The sequence below is a fragment of the Sandaracinaceae bacterium genome, from assembly GCA_020633055.1.
Classification (GTDB): Bacteria; Myxococcota_A; Polyangia; order Polyangiales; family Houyiibacteriaceae; genus JADJJE01.
In genome coordinates, this window is record JACKEJ010000006.1 from 227,482 (window position 1) to 247,382 (window position 19,901).

Here is a 19,901-nt window from a genome sequence, read left to right on the forward strand (position 1 = left end):
CGCCCGCGGGCGGCGGGAAGCGTTTTCCCACCGCGCGCAGGGGCGGAACACGCCGTGTTCCGGCGTCTCCGTGTGTCAGCGACGCGTCAGCTGCGCGACGTGCCTGCGGCCAGTGAAGACACCAGCGCCGAGACCGCGGTGACCGCGTCGTCGGGTGTCGCGGCGGAGGCGATGGCGCGCACCACCGCGCTGCCTACCACGACGCCCGGGACGTGCTTGGCCACGCCCCGCACGTCGTCGGCGGTGCTCACGCCGAAGCCCAGCGCGAGCGGGCGTCCGACGCGGGCCGACAGCTCGGCGGCGCGCTTCGAGGCGGCGTCGAGATCGAGGCCCACCGCGCCAGTCACGCCCGTCATGGACACGTAGTAGATGAAGCTGGTGGCCGTCTGGGCCGCGAGCTGCACGCGCGCCTCGTGGCTGGTGGGCGCGATGAGCGGGACGATGTCGAGCCCGCGCGCGACCGCGGCGTCACGCAGCGTCCCGGCCTCCTCGGGCGGGAGGTCCACCACTAGGAAACCATCGGCCCCAGCGTCGGCCGCGTCGTTCGCGAGCTTCACCTCGCCGTACGAGAGCACCGGGTTGTAGTAGCCGAACAGCAGCACGGGGACGTCATGCGTCTTGCGCACCGTCGCGACCACGTCGAGCGCGCCACGCATGGTGGTGCCCCCGGCGAGGGCGCGCTCGCTGGCCTTCTGAATGGCGGCGCCGTCCGCGGTGGGGTCGCTGAACGGCATGCCCAGCTCGATGATGTCCGCGCCGGCGTCGGCCGCGGCGCACACCAGCCGCGCCGTGGTGGCCAGGTCGGGGTCGCCCGCGCAGAGGTAGATGATGAGGGCGGCGCGCTGCTCTCGCTCGGCGCGCTCGAAGGCTTCTTGGATGCGTCCCATGGCTTGCTCGGGCTCGTTCTTCAGTGAGTGGTGGGCGCGCCCTGGCTGCGGAGGGCCAGCTGCTCTTGCACGTTGTCGAGGTCCTTGTCGCCTCGCCCGGAGAGGTTCAGCACCACCGTCGCACCCTCGGGCACGCCCTGCTCGGTGCGCACCATGGGCAGGTAGGCCAGCGCGTGGCTGGACTCGAGCGCGGGGATGATGCCCTCGGTGCGGCACAGCTGCTGGAACGCGGCTAGCGCCTGGTCGTCGGTGATGGCGCCGTAGCGCGCGCGGCCGGTGTCCTTCAGGTAGCTGAGCTCGGGGCCCACGCCGGGGTAGTCGAGCCCAGCGCTGACCGAGTGCGCCTCGATGACCTGCCCCGCGTCGTCCTGCAGCAGGTAGCTCTTGGCCCCGTGCAGCACGCCCACGCGCCCTGCGTTGAGCGGCGCGGCATGCCGCGGCGTGTCCAGCCCGTCGCCGGCGGCCTCCACGCCGATGAGCTTCACGTCGGCGTCGTCGATGAAGCCCGCGAAGAGGCCAATGGCGTTGCTCCCGCCGCCCACGCACGCGATCACCGCGGCCGGCAGCGCGCCGGTCTGCTCCAGGATCTGCTCGCGTGCCTCGCGCCCGATGACCGACTGGAAGTCGCGCACGATGGTCGGGTAGGGCGCCGGCCCCGCGGCCGAGCCCACGCAGTAGTAGGTGTTCGCGACGTTGGTGACCCAGTCACGCAGGGCCTCGTTCATGGCGTCCTTGAGCGTCGCCGAGCCCGAGTGCACCGGGAACACCTCGGCCCCCAGCAGCTCCATGCGCTTCACGTTGGGCGCCTGACGCCGCACGTCCTCGGCGCCCATGAACACCACGCAAGGCAAGCCCATGAGCGCGCAGGCTGTGGCTGTCGCCACGCCGTGCTGCCCGGCACCCGTCTCCGCGATGATGCGCGTCTTGCCCATGCGCTTGGCGAGCAGCACCTGCCCGAGCGTGTTGTTCACCTTGTGCGCGCCGGTGTGGCACAGGTCTTCGCGCTTGAGCCACACGTCGAGCCCCACCTCCGCGCTCAGGCGCTTGGCCTGGTAGAGCGGCGTCTTGCGCCCGACGTAGTGCGTGAGCAGCGCGTCGAGCTCGGCCTGGAAGGAGGGGTCCTTCCCGATGGTGGCGTAGGCCTGGGAGAGCTCTTCGAGGGCCGGCATGAGCGTCTCGGCGACGAAGCGCCCGCCGTACGGCCCGAAGTATCCCGGTGAGGAGGTGGTGGACATCGCTGGAGAGGTAGCGCGCTTCGGACGGCATGGAAAGCGGCGCGTGCCTGCTTCGTGGTGTCGGCGGCGCGGGCGTCCCCAGGGTGCGATGGATCCGTTCCCGCTCGTGTCCGCGCCGGAGTGAGGGTACAGTCGGGGCGCTGCGCGAGGGTCACGCCATGGGAGACCGAGATGTCCGACGAAGAACGAGCTGAGATTCGTGCCCGCTTGATGGCGGCACGGTCCTTTCACCCGGGGCCGTGGCGGGTCATCGGGGGCACGCTGGTGGACGGAGAAGGCCTGCCTGTGGACTTCGACATCCCTGCCATGCGGGAGTTCTTCCGACACTTGCTCGCGGACTTGCAGACGCTCACGGCGGACGCGCGGCGGCGCAGCCAGACGCAGGATCTCCGGCCAAGCAGCCCGGGGCTGCGGATGCCGTCGTCGCCGCCGTCTTCGGACGAGCACGTGGTGGTGAGCGAGAGCGTGTTTCCGAGGAAGCCGACGCGCTGAGGGGCGGGTCACGGTGCCGGTTTGCACCCTCATGGGACCACCCCCGGGGCTGGATTTGCAGCCCCATGGGACCACCTGATTTGCAGCCTCATGGGACCACCCGAGGGGGATGCGCCTGTGTTTTGCAGGAGCATGGACCACCCGATTTGCAGCCTGAAGGGACCACCTGAGGGCTCCTTCGGTTCGGTGACCGAGCCCGGCCCCTGGGTCGCGCGCGAGCGGGCGTGCGACGACTCCAGATGGCCTATCGGGAGCTGAAGATGATCGAAGTGAAGAGGTGCTGCGCTGTCGAAGCGGGGCATGGCTGCAGATCGCCCAGACGCGGACCGCGATGCGACGGTACGTGGACGCATGACGCGCGGAGGACCGACGATGCGCGGGTGCAGATGGCAGGAGGTGCAGGGTCACCGCTGGCGCCAGCGCCACGCGCGTGCCGATGCCCAGAGCGCTCCAGGTGGCTGCCCGGAGGGGCAGCGCGCTGAACTGCGAAGGTGCACGCGCTGCGTCACGGGTCGACGACTATGCGCGCTTCATGCCGTTGGCTACGACGGCTGGCAGGGAGGGAAGCCGACTCCCGCGTCGACGACACCGCCAGGCGAAGAGCGCAGGTGATTCGCAAGATGGGGACGATCTGACCACGACACCGGGCGCGCGCTCTGGTGCCTGGTGGTGACGTTGACGTGCAGCCGGATGCGTTCGTCTGGCTGACGTTCGAGCAGACGACAGCCGAGCGTCTGCAGGTCTCAGAGGTGGAATTTCGGTAGCGTCGTCGCGCGCGTGGTCTCGACAGAAGACGATGGTGATCGAACGCCGCTCCGAGATTCAACACCGTTCTTGAGATGCGCAGCCCGCGGGTTCGCGGACCCCGCGCGCGGCAGCCCGGACAAGCCGCGCGTCAATCAGTCCGTTCGTCCGAGAGCTGTCTGACGGGGAGCAGTTCAAGGGCCTCGAGGACACGCGTCGCAGCGCGCTGCAGTGGTGTCGCGACGTCGCCGGTGAGCACGGGACGACAGGCGGACGTGAGACACTTCGAGCGGAGGCCAAGCTGAAGCCGGCGCCGACGACGACCTTCGACGTTCGCTGACCGAAGAAGGTGCATCCGACCATCACTGCGATCTCGAGGCGCTGTACTCAGTGCCGAAACAAGATCGGCCAGACCGTGCGGGAGACCGTCGGTTGGTGCAGCTTTACCCGGTGGCGAGCTGATCAGACGGCGCAGCAACGCCTGTCATCGTTCGACGGACCCCAACGACTACCAATCGGCAAGGATGGATACACGCGCAGCCTCGACAACCTCCTCGAACAGAGTCGCGTCAAGGGCACGTCGGCAGTAATGTCGCGGCTGATCGATAATCGCCCGTGACCCGCATGCGACAGGGCTACCAGCTCTCCGTCTCTGCACCGCTATGGCCGTGAGCGCGTCGACGCCGCGATGCGCCGCACTTCCGTTCGACGTCCTGACGTGCCACGGTGGCGAAGCTGCTTCAGCGGGCGTTCGAGATGGAGGCGATGACGCCGCGGTGCTCTCGCGCGTCTCGATCAACACCCGCGGTTCGGCCGGGCGTGATGCCTTCCAGACTCGTCGCGACGGCGCAGAACAGGCCCGAAGGAGACAGTGGTGAACGACGACTCGACATGGACCTAGGCCGGCGAAACCGCCTCGGCAGATACCCGTTGCTCAGCGAATCATGTCGCCGAGAAGAGCAAGATGGCGTTCGAGGTTGCCCTCCTGCTCGCGACGGATCGATCGACGCGACACCGCCACAGCGCGGCGCGCGAAGGACGCGGGCTGAACGGACGCAGAATCGAACGCTGACAGAGTCCGCAGGTCTGTTCGACCAGCGCGTCTTGCGCAGGCTCGCTCCGCCATCCCCGAAGACAACGCCGTCATCCCCGCCCCGTCGGCGTCGGCAGACGTTCCTCGCACCATGGACACGCCGCGTCGATCGTTCCAGGTCGCGATGACCTGCGCCGGACGACCTGCGCGACGACCAAGCAGAGCCGCTGGACAGCTCGCAGGACGCGCTGATGATGAGCTCGACCGTCGACCTGCTCATATCGACGACTTCGCGCCGAGGCCCATGACACGCGACGAGAGCCGCGACGTCTATCAGCTCTGTCGAGCGCAACGGTCGAGTCGCCACGATCATCACCAGCAACCGCGACACGGCGAGTGGATCGCGGCGTTCGACGACGCGTCTGCTCGCCCAGAGCGCCGTCGACTTCGAAGTTCATCGCGCAGCGCCCAGGCCGCACGACCCGCCGTCGGAAGGTGCGGGAGAATCCGTCTTCTGGACAGGCTCAGTCACGAAGCGGGTCACAGTGTCACGGGTCCGGACACAGGTCATGTCGCGGGACACAGGCAGTACAGGGAACCGGGGCAAGGTCGCAGAGGGCGCAGTCAGATCCACCGGGGACTTCCCAAGTCCTGCAGGTCACTGGGTCATGGGACCTGGGTCACGGGTCACCGGGGCGCAGGTCGCGTGGTGCCCTTCGTGGCGCGTCTGGGGTGGGTGGCGTGGTGGTGCTCGGTGAAGCTCGGGACGCTTTGGGGCGGGCCGCGCGGGAGAGGTCAGGGTGGCACGGTGCTCGCCCTGTCACGCCCGACCCTGCGGGTCGCTTTTCCCTCGGAAAAGGTTGGCGGGACAGGGCTGCGACTCCGTGCCGGGGGCGGGGTTTCAGCGCGGCCCCACGCCGCAGGAAGGCCTCTCCATGACACGCACCGAAGACCTCATCTTGTCCACCATCGAGCGGGCGACGCCCGTCATTCGCACCATGAACCGCCGGGTGCCTCACCTGGCTCGGCAGACCGAACGGGCTCTGCACTCCGTGGCGCTGCAGTACGCCGAGGGGACGTACGCGCGGGGCGCGAACCGGGACGCGAAGCTGCAGGGGGCGTACGCGGAGGCGAAGGAGGCCATGGCGGCGTTGCGGGTGGCGGTCGCTTGCGGGGCGCTGAGCGCCGAGGGGGCGCGGCAGACGCTCACGGGGCTCGATCATGTCGCGGCGGTGCTCTACCTGAAGCGCACCAGGCCGCGGTGAACGGTGCCGGTCCGAGTCCGCCTTCTGGGCGGGCTCGGCTCCCACGTAGTGTGAGCGAGAGCGTGTTTCCGCGGAAGCCGACGCGGTGGCACACATCCAATCCAGTGCGAGCGAAGAACGCCGGTATGTGTGCGGATGGGCGCGCTCGAAAGTGTCCGGGAGGCCAGAATTCAAGGGTGTTCGTGCGATTGCCGGTTCGCCGCGCTAGCCTTTAGTAAGCGACGACCACCATGTTGGCGCGCCGTCGAACACCTCGCCGCGGGCGCACGGTCCGCGGCTGCGAAGGGAGTTCCCGATGGAACACACGAACGAACCAGACAACAACCTGAGCCAGGTGATTGTCGTGGCGGTCGATCTCACCGACGCCTCCGACACCGCCGTGCTCGCGGGCGTGCGCATCACGCGCCCCGGAGATGCGCTCTACATCGTGCACGCCGTGCAGTCGCGGCGCGTGGGCGAGATGCGCCGCCTCACGGAGGAGAACCGCCTGCTGGAAGACGACCCGGAAGAGGTCCGCGACTACTTCCGCGCCGTGTGCGTGGGTGCGGGCGACTGGCCGCAGGCGAGCCCGCAGTACCGCACCTGCATCGGCTCGCCGGTCGAGGCCATCTTGCAGTTCAGCATCGACGTGGAGGCGCACGTGCTCATCTGTGGCACGCACGCGCGCCACGGCATGGACCGCATGCTGCACGGCTCGGTGGCCGAGATGCTGGTGCGCGAGGCGCGCTGCCCCGTGCTGGTGGCCAAGCCGCGCTCGTACACGAACGCTCGCAAGAGCGACAGGCCCGCGCCGCCGTGCCTCGACTGCGTGGCGAAGCGCAAGGAGACGGGCGACCTGAACGCGTGGTGCGCGGTGCACGCGCGTGAGCACGTGGCGACGCACACGTACGGCGGGTCGGAGTCGAGGGGATCGCACCCGGCGAGCTTCAACATTCCGACGTGAGGTGAGAGCGCGGGGAGACGGTGAAGCTCGTGGCACGAGGTCCCGATGTCACGGGGTCACGATGTCCTTGTGACCGGCGTCCCCGTGCCCTAGCGTCCCGTGTGAGGGAGGCGGCCACCGACTTGCGGAATAGGTCTATCCCGGTCTCCGGGCCGCGGCGCTTGCGGGCTTCGTCGAGCGTGTGACGCGCAGCCGTCAGCCGTCTCCTTCGCCGTCGCGACCCTGCGCGGCGTCCATGCCAAGGAACGGTAGCTCGTCCATGCCCCCGGGGTTGGGTCCGAACGCCCAGCGCTCGATGAGTGCCACGCTTGCCGCGGGCACCTCGAGGTCGAGGATGGACCAGACGGCACGCGCCGCGGCGAGGGCGGCGGCGGAAGGTGTGGTATCGGCGTGCGTCCCGCCCACGCTCAGCAGGCGGACGTCGGTGCGGAGTCCGAGCGCGAAGAGCGCGAAGCTCGCGCCGCGAAGCGCGCCCTCATCCCAAAGGGCGGCGCGAGGCAGGCCATGGGCCGTGACGGGACGAGCGGGTGGGGCGGGTCCGCGGATGATTCCTGTGACCTCGGGTGTGACCCCGACCTCGAGCGTGACGTCCGCGAAGACGCCGCGACCACGGACTTGGCGCGCGACACGCGCGGAAGCGACGACCGCGAGGCGCGCCACGTCAGCCAACGAGTTTCCGAGGTACGTCTGCTGGGAAAGCTCGTCGCGTACGAACCCGACCGCGCGCCGAACATCGGGGGCGTCCACCTCTAGGAAGACCACCATCACGTCGTCGTCCTCGTAGTCGTACCCGTCCGCTCGGAGAAACCCTCCAGACCGCTCGGCGAGCGCGTCGGGAAGGACATAGCGGAGGTCAACGTCCGCGTTGTCCAGCGCGGCGGGGTCGAGTCGGATCGTCAGGGTCGTCATGGGTAGCGTCGCCGTGATCGCCAGCACCGCGCGTTCCAGAGTGCCACGTGACGTGCCTGTGCTCTATCACGGCGCGCACTACTCGGGCCGCGACGGGGACGGTGTGGAAGCACGCGTGGTCGCGGTTGCAGCGACGCGCTTAGCCGTGACCTCAGACATCGCGCGCCGCGACACAGCGAACCCGTGACACCGTGAGAGAGTGACGCTGGGACACAGTGACCCCGTGACCCCGTGCTCCGTGACCCCGTGACCCCGCGCCCTACGCCTCGCGCACAGCCCGCACGAACGCGGCGACCTTGTCGCGGTCCTTCACGCCCGGCGCGGACTCCACCCCGCTCGCCACGTCCACGCGGTACGGCCGAATCTGCCGCACGCACTCGGCCACGTTGTCCGGCGTGAGCCCGCCCGCCAGCGTCAGCTTGCGCTCGGCCGCGACGCTGGTGGCCAGGGTCCAGTCGAAGCTCACGCCGGTACCACCCGGCATGGCGCCGGGCACGCGCGCGTCCAGCAGGATGTGCTCGCCGGGGTAGCGACGGACCTCTTCGAGGGGCGACTCGTCGCTCACGCCGATGGCCTTGTACGCGTTGGGGAGCAGCGCGGCCACGGCCTCCGGGGCCTCCTCGCCGTGCAGCTGGACCCACGTGATCCCAGTCTCGCGCCGCACCTGCTGGATGAACTCCAGCGGCTGGTCCACGAACACGGCGACCACCTCCACGCCCTCGGGCAGCGCGGCCAGGATGCGTTGGGCCGCGGGGATGTCCACGCAGCGGGGCGTGCCCGGCCAGAAGTTGAGGCCCAGGGTGTCGACGCCCAACTCGGCGCACATGGTGGCGTCCTCGGGGGTGCGCACCCCGCAGACCTTGACGCGTGTGACGGCAATCATCTGGGCCTGCATCTTGCACAAATGTGCTGGCGCGCGCTCCCTCCTTCCCCAATATTCCACTGCGCCGGAGTCCGGCCCGCCATGGATGGCACGGGTCGCGCTCCCGCTCCCCCTCACGTTTCTCTGGAAGCCACTTCATGACCAGCACGATCCAGCGCGAAGAGCTCGACTCGGTCGTCATCCGTTTCGCGGGTGACTCCGGCGACGGTATGCAGCTCACGGGGCAACAGTTCTCCACGGCCACCGCGCTCATGGGCAACGACCTCTCCACCTTCCCGGACTTCCCCGCCGAGATTCGCGCGCCGACCGGGACGCTGTACGGGGTGTCGGGCTTCCAGGTGCACTTCGCCAACCACGACATCATGACCCCGGGTGACGACCCGGACGTGCTCGTGGCCATGAACCCCGCCGCGCTCAAGGTGAACGCGCCGCAGCTCAAGACGGGCGGCCTGCTGGTCATCAACGAGGGCGCGTTCAACACGCCCAACCTGAAGAAGGCCGGCTACGAGTCGAACCCCCTCGAGGGCGACGAGCTCGCGCGCTTCCGCGTCATCCAGCTGGACATCACCAAGATGACCCTGGCCGCCGTGGCGGAGTTCGGGCTGGGCGCCAAGGACGGCGGGCGCTGCAAGAACATGTGGACCTTGGGTCTGATGTTCTGGCTCTTCGGCCGCGACCGCACGCCCACCATCGAGTGGCTCAAGCAGAAGTTCGCCAAGGACCCGAACCTCGCGTCGGCCAACATCGCGGCGCTCAACGCGGGCCACGCCTACGGCGAGACGGCCGAGATGCCCGGCGGCATCGGCGCCTACCAGGTGGCCAAGGCCGAGCTCAAGCCCGGTGAGTACCGCAGCGTGGACGGCAACCAGGCGCTCGCGTGGGGCCTCGTGCAGGGCGCCGCGCTGGCGGGGCTGCCCATCATGTACGGCAGCTATCCCATCACGCCGGCCTCTGGCCTGCTGCACAACCTGGCCAAGCTGAAGCACTTCGGCGTCACCACCTTCCAGGCCGAGGACGAGATCGCGGCCGTCGCGGCGGCGGTCGGCGCCAGCTTCGCGGGTGCGCTCGGGGTCACCGGCACCTCGGGTCCGGGCGTGGCGCTCAAGGGCGAGGCCATCGGGCTCGCGTTCATCACCGAGCTGCCGCTGGTCATCTGCGACGTGCAGCGCGGCGGCCCCTCCACCGGTCTGCCCACCAAGACCGAGCAGTCCGACCTGTACCAGGCGGTCTTCGGCCGCAACGGTGACGCGCCTTTGCCCGTGCTCGCGGCCGCCACGCCCGGCGACTGCTTCTACATGGCGATCGAGGCCGTGCGCATCGCGGTCAAGTACATGACCCCGGTCATGCTGCTCACGGACGGCTACATCGCGAACGGCGCCGAGCCCTGGGAGCTCCCGGACCTGGCGAGCATGAAGCCGTTCCCGGTCACCTTCCGCACGGAGGTCACGGACGACTTCCACCCGTACCTGCGCGACGAAGAGACGCTCGCGCGCGTGTGGGCCAAGCCGGGCACCCCGGGGCTCCAGCACCGCATCGGCGGTCTCGAGAAGAACAAGAAGTCGGGTCACATCAGCTACGACCCCGACAACCACCACGCCATGACCCTGCTGCGCGCGCAGAAGGTGGCCAACGTGGCCAACGACTTCCCGGACGCCACCATCGACCAGGGCGACGACGAGGGCGACGTGCTGGTCATCGGCTGGGGCGGCACCTACGGTGCCATCAGCCAGGCCGTGCGCCGCTGCCGCAAGGAAGGCCAGAAGGTCAGCCACTACCACCTGCGCCAGATCTGGCCGCTCCCCAACGGGCTGGGCGACCTCATCAAGCGCTTCGACAAGGTCATCGTGGCGGAGCTCAACAACGGCCAGCTGGCGCGCCTGTTGCGCTCCGAGTACCTGGTCGACTGTCAGTCGGTGGCCAAGATCGCCGGGCAGCCCTTCCGTATCTCAGAGCTCGTGAGCGCCATTCAGAAGACCCTCGAAGGAGGCAAGTGAGATGAGCCCGAACGTCCCCAAGACCACGTACACGCGCGCCGACTTCTCCTCCGACCAAGAGGTGCGCTGGTGCCCGGGCTGCGGCGACTACGCCATCTTGGCGGCCGTGCAGCGCGTGCTCCCCGACTGCAACGCGACGCCCGACAACACCGTGTTCATCTCCGGCATCGGCTGCTCCAGCCGCTTCCCGTACTACATGAACACCTACGGCTTCCACACCATCCACGGGCGCGCGCCCGCGGTGGCCACGGGGGTCAAGCTGGCCAACCCGGAGCTCAACGTGTGGGTGGTCACGGGTGACGGCGACGGACTCAGCATCGGCGGCAACCACCTGATGCACGTGCTGCGGCGCAACCTGAACATGCAGATCATGCTCTTCAACAACCAGATCTACGGGTTGACGAAGGGCCAGTACTCGCCCACCACGACGGTCGGCAAGGTCACGCCCTCGAGCCCGCTCGGGTCGGTGGACCAGCCCATCACGCCGGCGCGCTTCGCCCTCGGCGCGGGCGCCCGCTTCGTCGGTCGCGGCTTCGACGTGAGCAAGGACCTGAGCGACCTGCTCAAGCAGGCCCACGACTTCCACGGCACCGGCTTCGTCGAGATCCTGCAGAACTGCCCCGTGTTCAACGACGGCATCTTCGAGCACATCCGCGACAAGAAGACGGGCCCCGCCTACCAGGTGTGGCTCGAGCACGGCAAGCCCATCGTCTTCGGCGCCAATCGGCAGATGGGCGTGCGCCTGAACGCCACGTCCCTCACCGCCGAGGTGGTGGCGCTGGGCGACGGCGTGACCGAGGCGGACCTGCTGGTGCACGACGAGACGAACCTGGCGCAGGCCTTCCTGCTGGCGGACCTGCCCGGCGCCGTGGCGCTGGGTGTGCTCTACCGCAGCCCCGGGCCGGTGTACGACGACAGCGTGCAGACGCAGAACGAGATGGCCGTGCAGCGCTTCGGCGCGCCGGACATGGCCAAGGAGCTGCGCAAGGGCCACACCTGGACGGTGTCCTGAGCGCGGCATGGCGGACGTCCTCCGCAGCGCAGCCTTGAGGGACGCTGGGTTCGCCCACGCGTTCTCGCTGCGCAGCGGCGGCGTCAGCGACGCGCCCTACCACACGCTGAACCTGGGGCGCAGCGTGGGCGACGACGAAGCCTGCGTGTGGGAGAACCACATCCGCTTCGCGGCGCGGGTGCCGTACGGGCGCGACGAGCTGTTCGAGGTGAGCCAAGTGCACGGCGTGAGCGTGCGGCTGGTCGCCCCAAGCGAAGACCCGCGCGTGGTGCGGCAGGAGGAGCACGACGCCCTCATCGCGCCCGCGGGGGGCCTGGCCGTGGGGGTGCGCACAGCGGACTGCGTGCCCATCCTGCTGGCCGACACGGACACCGGAGCGGTTGCCGCTGTGCACGCGGGCTGGCGTGGCGCCGTGAACCACATCGTGCCGCGCACCATCGACCGCATGCGCACCGAGCTCGGGACGCACCCCTCCGCGCTCGTCGCGGCCGTAGGTCCGCACATCCGCGTGGCTCGCTTCGAGGTGGGCGACGAGGTGGCCGAGGCCGCGGACGCGGCGGCGCAGGCGTGTGAGCCGGGGGTGTCGGTGGTCGTGCGTTCGGCTGAGACGAGCAAGGCCCACGTGGACCTCGCCGCGCTCGTGCGCTTGCAGCTGACGCACGCCGGGGTGACCCGCGTGGACGACGTCGGGGGCTGCACGCTGGACGACGCCGCGCGCTTCTTCTCGTATCGGCGCGACCAGGGCCGCACGGGGCGGCATCTGGCGGCCATCGTCAGCCACGCGTAGCGTGGCAAGGCGCATCGGTGCCCTTGGGGGCGCGTACGACGACGCCGACGGGCGTCCGCATGCGGCCCCGGTCGCTGGAAGTTCGCCGCAGCGGCGGGGGTGGGCACCCCTCGCTACAACCTCTGGCGATCCACGGCCGCATCCAGCGCCTGGCGGAACGCCGCATCGCTGAAGCCGACCAGCACCTCGCCCCCCACGTCGAAGGTGGGCACCGAGCCGCGGGGGTTCAGACGCAGGTGATCTGCGCGAGCCGACGGGTTCGCTTCCACGTCGTGTTCCGTGTAGCGCACGTTGTTGGCGCTCAGATATTCACGCGCTTGCCGGCACACGCCACACCATGTCGTGGAATAGAGCACGACCGGGACACGCTGACGCGCCTGATGGCGCGCCTCCTCCGCCCGCTCCTGATCCTCGGCGCGGAGGCGCTCCTGGATCTGCCGGGCCGCTGCCGCGCGCTCCGCTGGCGTGGGCTCGCTCGGGATCTCGGTCCTGGCCCCTGGCACCTCTCGCTCCGTCGACGCCGTCCCCGTGAGCTCGTCGCGTGCGACGACGAGGCCGCGCGCAGTGTCCTCGCTGCCGCTATCGGAGCGTCCACTGAGCAGCAGGAGGCCGCCTATCGCGAGCGAGGCGACCAGCGCGCGCAGGAGCTTCGTGCGGGTGCTGGTGGGTGACAGCAGGGGTTCCGTCTTGGGCCGCGCGCGGAGGCGTGGCTCACCGCCGCAGCGCAGGCAGGTTCCCTCCGGCGACAGCGCCAGGTCATGCACCGGGCAGCGCCGCGGGCCCGGAGCCATGGACGGCGGGCGTCGGGACGGCCGGCCCGGACCTCCGCTGGGCGGGCGCGACGGGCGTGGCGTTGGCCGGGACGCCATGGGCCTTCTGGACGGGGGCTGACTCACCGCGACGCCTCCGTGGATGCCCCCGAGCCCACAGGGGTGGGCTGGCCACGGGGCGTGAGGCCAGCGGCGCGATAGACGGCGTCGATGAGCTGCATGTTGCGCAGCCCGTCGTCTGCGACGGTGGGCAGGGGTGTCCCGTGCAGCAGGCGCGCGCAGAATGCCTCGAGCTGATAGGTGTAGGTCGCGCGCCGCGGGAACGTCTCGCTGACCCACCGCTGGCCGTGGACTCGGTGCCGCAGGCGGTGTCCCAGCTGGGGGCCGACGGGGTTGAACGCGCGCAGCTCGCCGCGCTCGAAGCGCACGCGCACACCGACGTCGAGCAGGCGCCGCGACAGGAGCGAGCAGCGCAGCCGGCCAGTGCCTCCGCTCGGGAGGGACACGTCGGCTTCCATGGCGCGGTCGACCCCGGGGCTCATCAGCGTCGCCCGCGCCCCCTTCACCGTCGGCTCCTCGCCGCTCAGCTGGCGCAGCATGTGCGCTGCGTAGGCCCCGGTGTCCATCATCGCGCCGCCGGCGAGCCCCAGCTGGAAGCGGATGTCCCCTGGCATGGGAAGCGGGATACACATGGAGGTCTCGATGTGCTCGATCCGCCCGTAAGGGCCGCGCTGACACAGCTCCACCATGCGTGCCGCCATGGGGTGGAAGCGCCAGTGGAAGGCCTCCACGACGACGCGTCCGTGGCGCTCGCTCGCGGCCAGCACCTCGGCGGCCTCGTCGGCGTTGGAGGTGAACGGCTTCTCCAGCAGCACGTGCTTGCCGGCGGCCAGCGCCTTCACGGTCCACGGCGCGTGCAGCGAGTTGGGCAGCGGGTTGTACACGGCGTCCACGTGCTGGTTCTCGAGCAGCGCCTCGTAGCTGCCGAACGCCAGCTGCACATCGTGCTTGCGCGCGAACTGGCGAGCCCGCCGCACGTCGCGCGCGGCCACGGCCAGCACCTTGGCCTCGGGCAGCTGCCGCGCGGGCGCCATCAGCGCGAACGGGGCGATGCGCGCTGCGCCGAGCACGCCGATGCGGACCGGAGACGAGAGCTCCCTGCTGGCCATGCGCGCTACGCTACCTTAAGTGCTGGGCGCGCGTCGCCACCGTCGTTCTAATGGAAGGCGACACGTCGCATCGACCCCTACCGCATGATGCCCCATCGTCGGAGGACGTCCTGCTCATCGCGCGTGAGCTGCCCCTTCAGCAGCTTCTCCTGCCGCGCCTCGACCTCGAGTGGGAGCGCGACCACGTACGCGACCAGGCCCTGCGTCGCGAGTTCCGTGCGGAGCGCTCGGGCCAGGTCCACCAGCGCCTTTGCCGTGGCGCGGGGCTTGCGTGCGACGGCGTCGTTCAGCGCTACCCATTCCTCGGCTTCCTCGGGCCGCAGATAGCCCAGGTCGGTGTGCCGCCACTCGCCGACCATGAGGTCCTGGGACGGTTCTCCGGCGTTCAGCCAAGAAAGCACGGGGGGCAGGAAGGAGTCATAGCCATAGGAGAGCACCGCGAAGCCTTCACTGGTCGACGAGAGCTCCTGGAGCCTACGGCCGAGAGGCGCTCGGAGTTCAGCAATCTTTGCTACCGCCCGCTTCGACTCTGCCGCGTTCGGCACCGGCCATAGGAGCATCGTTCCGTTGACGTCGTGCTGAACGACGCGCACCAGCGTGCCTGCCGCGTCTCGCTCGTAGTGGACCTCGAGCGCTTCTCCGGAAGGCTCGTGGAGCGTAGCGCGCTCGACGCCATGTTGGCCGTCCACGTAGGTCCAGCGCGTGGGGGGGGCCGTAGCGCTCCACATTGGCCACCTGGCGACGAGCCGCAGTGCGCCACGATGTGGCACCAGCAAGGCGTAGGGTGTCCATCCATCCCCCCGCGTCAGGTGTGCGACCACGTGTTCATCCCGGTGCTCGAGGTAGATCAGCTCGCCGGGACCAGCCGCGGAGCGCTCTGCCACGAGCGTGCCTCGTGCGTCGAATCCGTGCTCGACGCGGGACAGGCCCGACCGCTCGACGTATTCGGCCTCCAACACCCCGCGCTTTGCAGCACGCCACTCCACAACGGACTCGATCACCGACGCCATCTGTGTATCTGGGGCGGAAGGTCGTGCTGGCATCTCGTCTATCGAGCTCATCTCACTGGCCCTCGAACGACACACGCACCGCCGTCGCCGTGCTCTCCGTGCTGCCCTGGCCCAGCTGGCCGGCCCAGCCGCTGCCCCAGGCCCACAGCGTGTCGCCCGCGCGCGCGAGGACGTGATCGGCTCCAGCGGCGACCTCGTCGGCACCCAGCGCAAGCGTGCTGGGCGGGAGGCGGTAGTCCACCAGCCCATCACCCCGCGGCCCCGCGCCGGGCATGCTGCCACCGGCTCCCCAGCACCGCACGGTGCCGTCGGCCAGACGCACGCACGCGTGCCCGGCGCCCGTCGCCACCTGCGTCACGGATCCCAGCCCGCGCACCTCGCCCACCCCCCACTCGAGCGGGCTGCGAGGCGTCGGGCGCGGCCCCGTGGGCGCGGGCAGGTCGGGGTCGATGCCGTACGCCACGGGCGCGATGCCCAGCGCGAACAGACGCCCGTCGTCTGTCAGTGCGAACCCGTGGTGTCGATGAATCACCAGGCGCGCCACCCGAGACAGGCCTTCGAGACGCTGAGGCGGAAGCTCCTCGGGCGCAACCGGAGCGCGGGGGAGGCTGCCGCTCCCGCCCGTGTTCACCATGCGGTACGCCCCGATGCCCCAGAAGTAGACCTCGCCGTCCACGACGGCCGCGGTCAGCTCGCCGAACGCAGCGATGGACGAGGCAGGGGGGAGCCCCGCGACACGGACTGGAGGGCTGGCCTGGTTGCCGTCTTCGATGAGGCGCCCGTCGCCCAGCTCGCCCATGCGGTCGTAGCCCCAGCACCAGACGGATCCGTCTCTGCGCAGCGCACAGGAGTGGTTCTCGCCCAGCGCCACCTGGATGGCGTCGTCGATGCCCGGGACCACCGTCGGGGGCTTCGCGCCGAACGACGCGGGCACGCCGGACACGCGCCCGAACGTGTCCGAGCCCCAGCACGAGACCCGACCGTCGGCGTGCAGCGCAGCCGCGTGCAGGCGTGCCGCGGCGAGGGAGACCACGTCACGCAGGCCCGGGACCTCCACCGGGCGCGTGCGCGGCTGATCGCCGGACACCCCGAGCGCTCCGTCCGAGTTGCCACCCCAGCAGTACACGCGCCCGCTGCGGAGCGCGCAGCTGAACTGCGAGCCCACTGCCAGGGTGTGGTGGGGTGGCGCGAGCTGGCGCGCGGGGCCGTCGGTCGGATGGGTCACGGGGATCTCCTGGTGCGCGACCGGCTCTGCCTGCCAGTCGCTGGGGGCGCCCTCGCCGCTGGGACTCGCGGCCGTTGCAGAGACCGGGGCGCGGGACACCGCGGGCTCGCTGCAGCCGATGGCCACCACGACCACGAAGGACATCCAGGCGAGGCGCATGCCGCCACCGTACCACGGCGTGATTTCTCCCCCGTGCGCCGAGTGTGGTGAGCGGCGGCTGTGCGTGAGCTGCGGGGGAGGCGGTCCGAGTGTCAGTCGCGATGCGGGCCCTGGCCGACCGGCCGGTAGAGGCTCGTCCTTTTCCGGCCCTGGGCTTCGTGCTACCTGCCAGCCCTCATGGCGCTGTTCGCAAAGAAGAAGCCGGTCGGTGATGCATCGGAGAAGAAGAGCCTGGGTCGCGGCGTGTTCCGCCGTTGCGAAGGCTGCGCCGAGACGCTCAAGGCCGAGGAGTTCACCGCCAACCTCGAGGTCTGCCCGCGCTGCGGTCACCACTACCGGCTGAGCGCCGAGGCATGGGTCCAGTACCTGATCGACCCCGGTTCGTGGACGGAGCACGACGAGGGCCTGCGCTCCCTCGACCCGCTGCACTTCGTGGACTCGCAGCCATACCCCGAGCGCCTCAGCAGCAGCATCAAGAAGTCGGGCGTGAACGACGCGTTCATGGCCGGCTCGGGCACCATGGGCGGGCGCCCCGTGCAGCTCGGCTGCTTCGTGTTCCGCTTCATGGGCGGCTCCATGGGCTCCGTGGTCGGGGAGAAGATCACCCGCATGATGGAGCGCGGCGCCGAGCAGAAGCAGCCGGTCATCCTGCTCAGCGCCTCTGGCGGCGCGCGCATGCAGGAGGGGGCCCTGTCCCTGATGCAGATGGCCAAGACCGTGGCCGCGCTGGGGCTCCTGCGCGAGGCGGGCATGCCGTTCATCAGCGTGCTGCTGAACCCCACCACAGGCGGCGTCGCCGCGAGCTTCGCGCTGCTGGGCGACGTGAACATCGCCGAGCCGCGCGCGCTGATCGGCTTCACCGGGCCGCGGGTGATCGAGAACACGATCCGGCAGACCCTGCCCGACGGCTTCCAGCGCTCGGAGTTCTTGCTCGAGCACGGCATGTTGGACATCATCGCCGAGCGTCACGACATGCGCGCCACCATCGCCCGCACGCTCGACCACTTGCTCGACTGAAGCCCCCCAAGCCCTCGTGTACCAAGCGGCGTTGACATGGATGTACGGCCTCGAGAGCCGGGGCGTGAAGCTCGGCCTCGGCCCCATGCAGAGCGCGCTCAAGGTGCGCGGCAACCCTCACGCAGGGCTGCGCTACCTGCACGTGGCGGGCACCAACGGCAAGGGCAGCGTGTGCGCCATGGCGGAGCGCGCGCTGCGCGCGGCGGGGCTGCGCACGGGGTGGTTCAGCTCGCCGCACCTGCACCGCTACGCCGAGCGGATTCGCATCAACGGCCGGCCCATCGGCGAGGCCGAGCTGGGGCGCCGCCTGCTCGCGCTACGTGATGACCCGCGGCTGCCGGCGCTGACCTTCTTCGAGTACACGACCGTCGCCGCCTTCGAGGCCTTTCGCGAACACGCCTGCGACGTCGTGGTGCTCGAGGTGGGCTTGGGGGGCCGGCTCGACTCCACCAACGTGGTCACGCCGACCGTGACGGTGGTCACCAACATCGGGCTCGATCACACGCACATCCTCGGCGACAACGTGCGCTCCATCGCGCGCGAGAAGGCCGGCATCATCAAGGCCCGTGCGCCCCTGGTCACGAGTGTGCGCGACCGGGTGGCCGCCGCCGTGCTGACCGAGCGGGTGCAGCGCGTGGGCACCACCTCGTGGCGCATCGGCAAGGACTTCGGGCTGACCGAGACGGGGATCGTCCGCGGGCGTCTGCGTTACCGCGCGACGGTGCGTGAGCATCACATCGACGACATCAGCCTGGGCCTGCTGGGTGGGCACCAGCCCGACAACGCGGCCTGCGCCGTGGCGGCCCTCGTCGCGCTGCGTGGGAAAGGGCTCGACGTCCCTGACGACGCCATCCGCACCGGGCTCGCGAAGGTGCGTTGGCCAGGGCGCCTCGAGTGGATCCCCAAGAAGCACGGCAAGCCCGCCTACCTGCTGGACGCCGCCCACAACCCCGACGGCTGCCGCACGCTCGCCAAAGAGCTGGTCCGGCGCGCACACCCCGGGCGCGTGGTGCTGCTCTTCGGCGCCATGGTGGACAAGGACCACGTGCCCATGCTCGCCGCCCTCGACGACGTGGTGGACAAGCGCGTCTACGTGACGCCACGGGTCACGCGCGCAGCACGCGCCGACAAGTTCCGCAAGATCCGCCCGGGCACCGTGGCCAGCACCGTCCACGCGGGGCTCGAGCGGGCCAACGCGCTGGCGGGCCCCGACGGATTGGTGGTGGTGGCGGGTTCCATCCACCTGCTGGGCGAGGTGCGCGCAGACATCCTCGGGCTGCGTTGCGACCCCCCGATCGCCATGTGAGCGCCCCGCTGCTATAGGGCTCCGTCATGAGCACCTTCCTCGACGCCTGCGCCCGCCGACCGACCTCGTTCACCCCCGCGTGGCTCATGCGGCAGGCCGGCCGCTACCAGCCGGAGTACCGCGCCATCCGCGAGAAGGTGAGCTTCATAGAGCTGTGCAAGTCGCCCGAGCTTGCGTGCGAGGTCACCGTGCTGGCCGCGGAGCAGCTGGGCGCCGACGCGGGCATCATCTTCGCGGACATCCTGCTCGTGCTCGACCCGCTGCACATCGGCTTCGAGTTCAAGGCCGACCACGGACCGAAGATCCTGAAGCCCATCCGCACGGCCGCGCAGGTGGACGCCGTCGCCGAGACCATCGACCCGGACGAGTCGCTCGGCTACGTGATGGAGGCCATCCGGCAGACGCGCCGCGCGCTGAAGGTGCCGCTGATCGGCTTCGCGGGCGCGCCCTTCACGCTCGCTAGCTACGCCATCGAGGGCGGCGGTAGCAAGAACTACTACGAGACCAAGAAGCTCATGCACGCGGACGAGGGGCTGTGGAACGCCCTCATGAGCAAGCTCTCGCGCGCCATCACGGCCTACCTCAACGCGCAGGTGCGCGCAGGCGCGCAGGCGCTGCAGCTCTTCGACAGCTGGGTCGGCTGCCTCTCGCCTGCGGACTACGAGCGCTTCGTCTTCCCCCACGTGAAGAGCATCTTCGACGGCCTCGACAAGAGCGTGCCGTCCATCCACTTCGGCACGGGCAACCCCGCGCTCTACCCGCTCATGCAGCGCGCGGGAGGAGACGTCATCGGCGTGGACTGGCGCGTGCCACTCGGCGCGCAGTGGGACCAGCTGGGCGAGACGGCCATCATGGGCAACATGGACCCGGCCTACCTGCTGGCTCCGCGTGAGGTGATGTTCCGCGCCGCCACCCAGGTGCTGGAGCAGGCCGCGGGGCGCCCCGGGCACATCTTCAACCTGGGCCACGGCATCATGCCCGAGGCCGACCCCGCGCAGGTGCGCGCGCTGATCGACCACGTACACGAGACGAGCGAGCGGCTCGCGCGGGGGCGCTGACCC

17 protein-coding genes are annotated in these 19,901 nt (G+C 70.1%); 9 read left to right on the top strand and 8 right to left on the bottom strand.

The window, feature by feature from the left end; genetic code table 11:
* Nucleotides 1–86 precede the first annotated feature (86 nt).
* Both H6726_10395 and trpB read right to left on the bottom strand, forming a co-directional pair.
* Nucleotides 87–887: a tryptophan synthase subunit alpha gene (locus H6726_10395; GenBank protein MCB9658047.1), complete on the bottom strand. Its 801-nt coding sequence runs from the start codon at nucleotides 885–887 to the stop codon at nucleotides 87–89.
* A gap of 20 nt (nucleotides 888–907) precedes the next feature.
* The gene (trpB, locus tag H6726_10400; protein ID MCB9658048.1) at nucleotides 908–2,122 is read right to left on the bottom strand and encodes a tryptophan synthase subunit beta; all 1,215 of its coding nucleotides are present in this window, start codon (nucleotides 2,120–2,122) and stop codon (nucleotides 908–910) included.
* Between the two features lie 171 nt (nucleotides 2,123–2,293).
* Between trpB and H6726_10405 the strand changes: the two genes are divergently transcribed.
* The 3 genes from H6726_10405 to H6726_10415 all read left to right on the top strand — a co-directional run bounded on the left by H6726_10405 (nucleotide 2,294) and on the right by H6726_10415 (nucleotide 6,599).
* Nucleotides 2,294–2,614 carry a hypothetical protein gene (locus H6726_10405; GenBank protein MCB9658049.1) on the top strand — a complete coding sequence of 107 codons (321 nt, stop codon included), beginning with the start codon at nucleotides 2,294–2,296 and terminating at the stop codon, nucleotides 2,612–2,614.
* Nucleotides 2,615–5,326: 2,712 nt separating this feature from the next.
* Complete coding sequence (locus H6726_10410) at nucleotides 5,327–5,656, top strand: four helix bundle protein (GenBank protein ID MCB9658050.1); 330 nt, start codon at nucleotides 5,327–5,329, stop codon at nucleotides 5,654–5,656.
* A gap of 295 nt (nucleotides 5,657–5,951) precedes the next feature.
* Nucleotides 5,952–6,599: a universal stress protein gene (locus H6726_10415; GenBank protein ID MCB9658051.1), complete on the top strand. Its 648-nt coding sequence runs from the start codon at nucleotides 5,952–5,954 to the stop codon at nucleotides 6,597–6,599.
* A gap of 195 nt (nucleotides 6,600–6,794) precedes the next feature.
* Here H6726_10415 and H6726_10420 read toward each other — a convergent pair whose 3' ends face one another.
* Together H6726_10420 and H6726_10425 are read right to left on the bottom strand one after the other, a co-directional pair.
* A complete protein-coding gene (locus tag H6726_10420; GenBank protein ID MCB9658052.1) occupies nucleotides 6,795–7,508 on the bottom strand; it encodes a hypothetical protein in 714 nt (237 codons plus the stop codon).
* A gap of 259 nt (nucleotides 7,509–7,767) precedes the next feature.
* Nucleotides 7,768–8,391, bottom strand: coding sequence for a phosphoribosylanthranilate isomerase (locus H6726_10425; protein ID MCB9658053.1), 624 nt, complete (start codon nucleotides 8,389–8,391; stop codon nucleotides 7,768–7,770).
* 137 nt (nucleotides 8,392–8,528) lie between these two features.
* On the opposite strand from H6726_10425, the gene H6726_10430 reads away from it, so the two are divergent.
* The 3 genes from H6726_10430 to pgeF are packed head-to-tail and all read left to right on the top strand — an operon-like array spanning nucleotide 8,529 to nucleotide 12,184.
* Nucleotides 8,529–10,385, top strand: coding sequence for a 2-oxoacid:acceptor oxidoreductase subunit alpha (locus H6726_10430; GenBank protein ID MCB9658054.1), 1,857 nt, complete (start codon nucleotides 8,529–8,531; stop codon nucleotides 10,383–10,385).
* Nucleotide 10,386: 1 nt separating this feature from the next.
* Nucleotides 10,387–11,397, top strand: a complete 1,011-nt coding sequence (locus H6726_10435; GenBank protein MCB9658055.1) for a 2-oxoacid:ferredoxin oxidoreductase subunit beta — start codon at nucleotides 10,387–10,389, stop codon at nucleotides 11,395–11,397.
* Nucleotides 11,398–11,404: 7 nt separating this feature from the next.
* On the top strand, nucleotides 11,405–12,184 hold the full coding sequence (gene pgeF / locus H6726_10440) for a peptidoglycan editing factor PgeF (protein MCB9658056.1): 780 nt from the start codon (nucleotides 11,405–11,407) through the stop codon (nucleotides 12,182–12,184).
* A 113-nt stretch (nucleotides 12,185–12,297) separates the two neighbouring features.
* On the opposite strand, the gene H6726_10445 is transcribed toward pgeF, so the two are convergent.
* From H6726_10445 to H6726_10460, 4 genes are all read right to left on the bottom strand, one after another.
* Complete coding sequence (locus H6726_10445) at nucleotides 12,298–12,975, bottom strand: hypothetical protein (protein MCB9658057.1); 678 nt, start codon at nucleotides 12,973–12,975, stop codon at nucleotides 12,298–12,300.
* 101 nt (nucleotides 12,976–13,076) lie between these two features.
* Nucleotides 13,077–14,123 carry a Gfo/Idh/MocA family oxidoreductase gene (locus tag H6726_10450; GenBank protein ID MCB9658058.1) on the bottom strand — a complete coding sequence of 349 codons (1,047 nt, stop codon included), beginning with the start codon at nucleotides 14,121–14,123 and terminating at the stop codon, nucleotides 13,077–13,079.
* A gap of 77 nt (nucleotides 14,124–14,200) precedes the next feature.
* A complete protein-coding gene (locus tag H6726_10455) occupies nucleotides 14,201–15,124 on the bottom strand; it encodes a hypothetical protein (GenBank protein ID MCB9658059.1) in 924 nt (307 codons plus the stop codon).
* A gap of 61 nt (nucleotides 15,125–15,185) precedes the next feature.
* Nucleotides 15,186–16,517, bottom strand: coding sequence for a hypothetical protein (locus H6726_10460; GenBank protein ID MCB9658060.1), 1,332 nt, complete (start codon nucleotides 16,515–16,517; stop codon nucleotides 15,186–15,188).
* Between the two features lie 177 nt (nucleotides 16,518–16,694).
* On the opposite strand from H6726_10460, the gene H6726_10465 reads away from it, so the two are divergent.
* From H6726_10465 to hemE, 3 genes are read left to right on the top strand one after another with little or no spacing between them, the layout of a single operon-like run.
* Nucleotides 16,695–17,534: an acetyl-CoA carboxylase carboxyltransferase subunit beta gene (locus H6726_10465; GenBank protein ID MCB9658061.1), complete on the top strand. Its 840-nt coding sequence runs from the start codon at nucleotides 16,695–16,697 to the stop codon at nucleotides 17,532–17,534.
* A 31-nt stretch (nucleotides 17,535–17,565) separates the two neighbouring features.
* Nucleotides 17,566–18,840 carry a bifunctional folylpolyglutamate synthase/dihydrofolate synthase gene (locus H6726_10470; GenBank protein ID MCB9658062.1) on the top strand — a complete coding sequence of 425 codons (1,275 nt, stop codon included), beginning with the start codon at nucleotides 17,566–17,568 and terminating at the stop codon, nucleotides 18,838–18,840.
* 26 nt (nucleotides 18,841–18,866) lie between these two features.
* Nucleotides 18,867–19,898 carry a uroporphyrinogen decarboxylase gene (hemE, locus tag H6726_10475; protein ID MCB9658063.1) on the top strand — a complete coding sequence of 344 codons (1,032 nt, stop codon included), beginning with the start codon at nucleotides 18,867–18,869 and terminating at the stop codon, nucleotides 19,896–19,898.
* Nucleotides 19,899–19,901 lie beyond the last annotated feature (3 nt).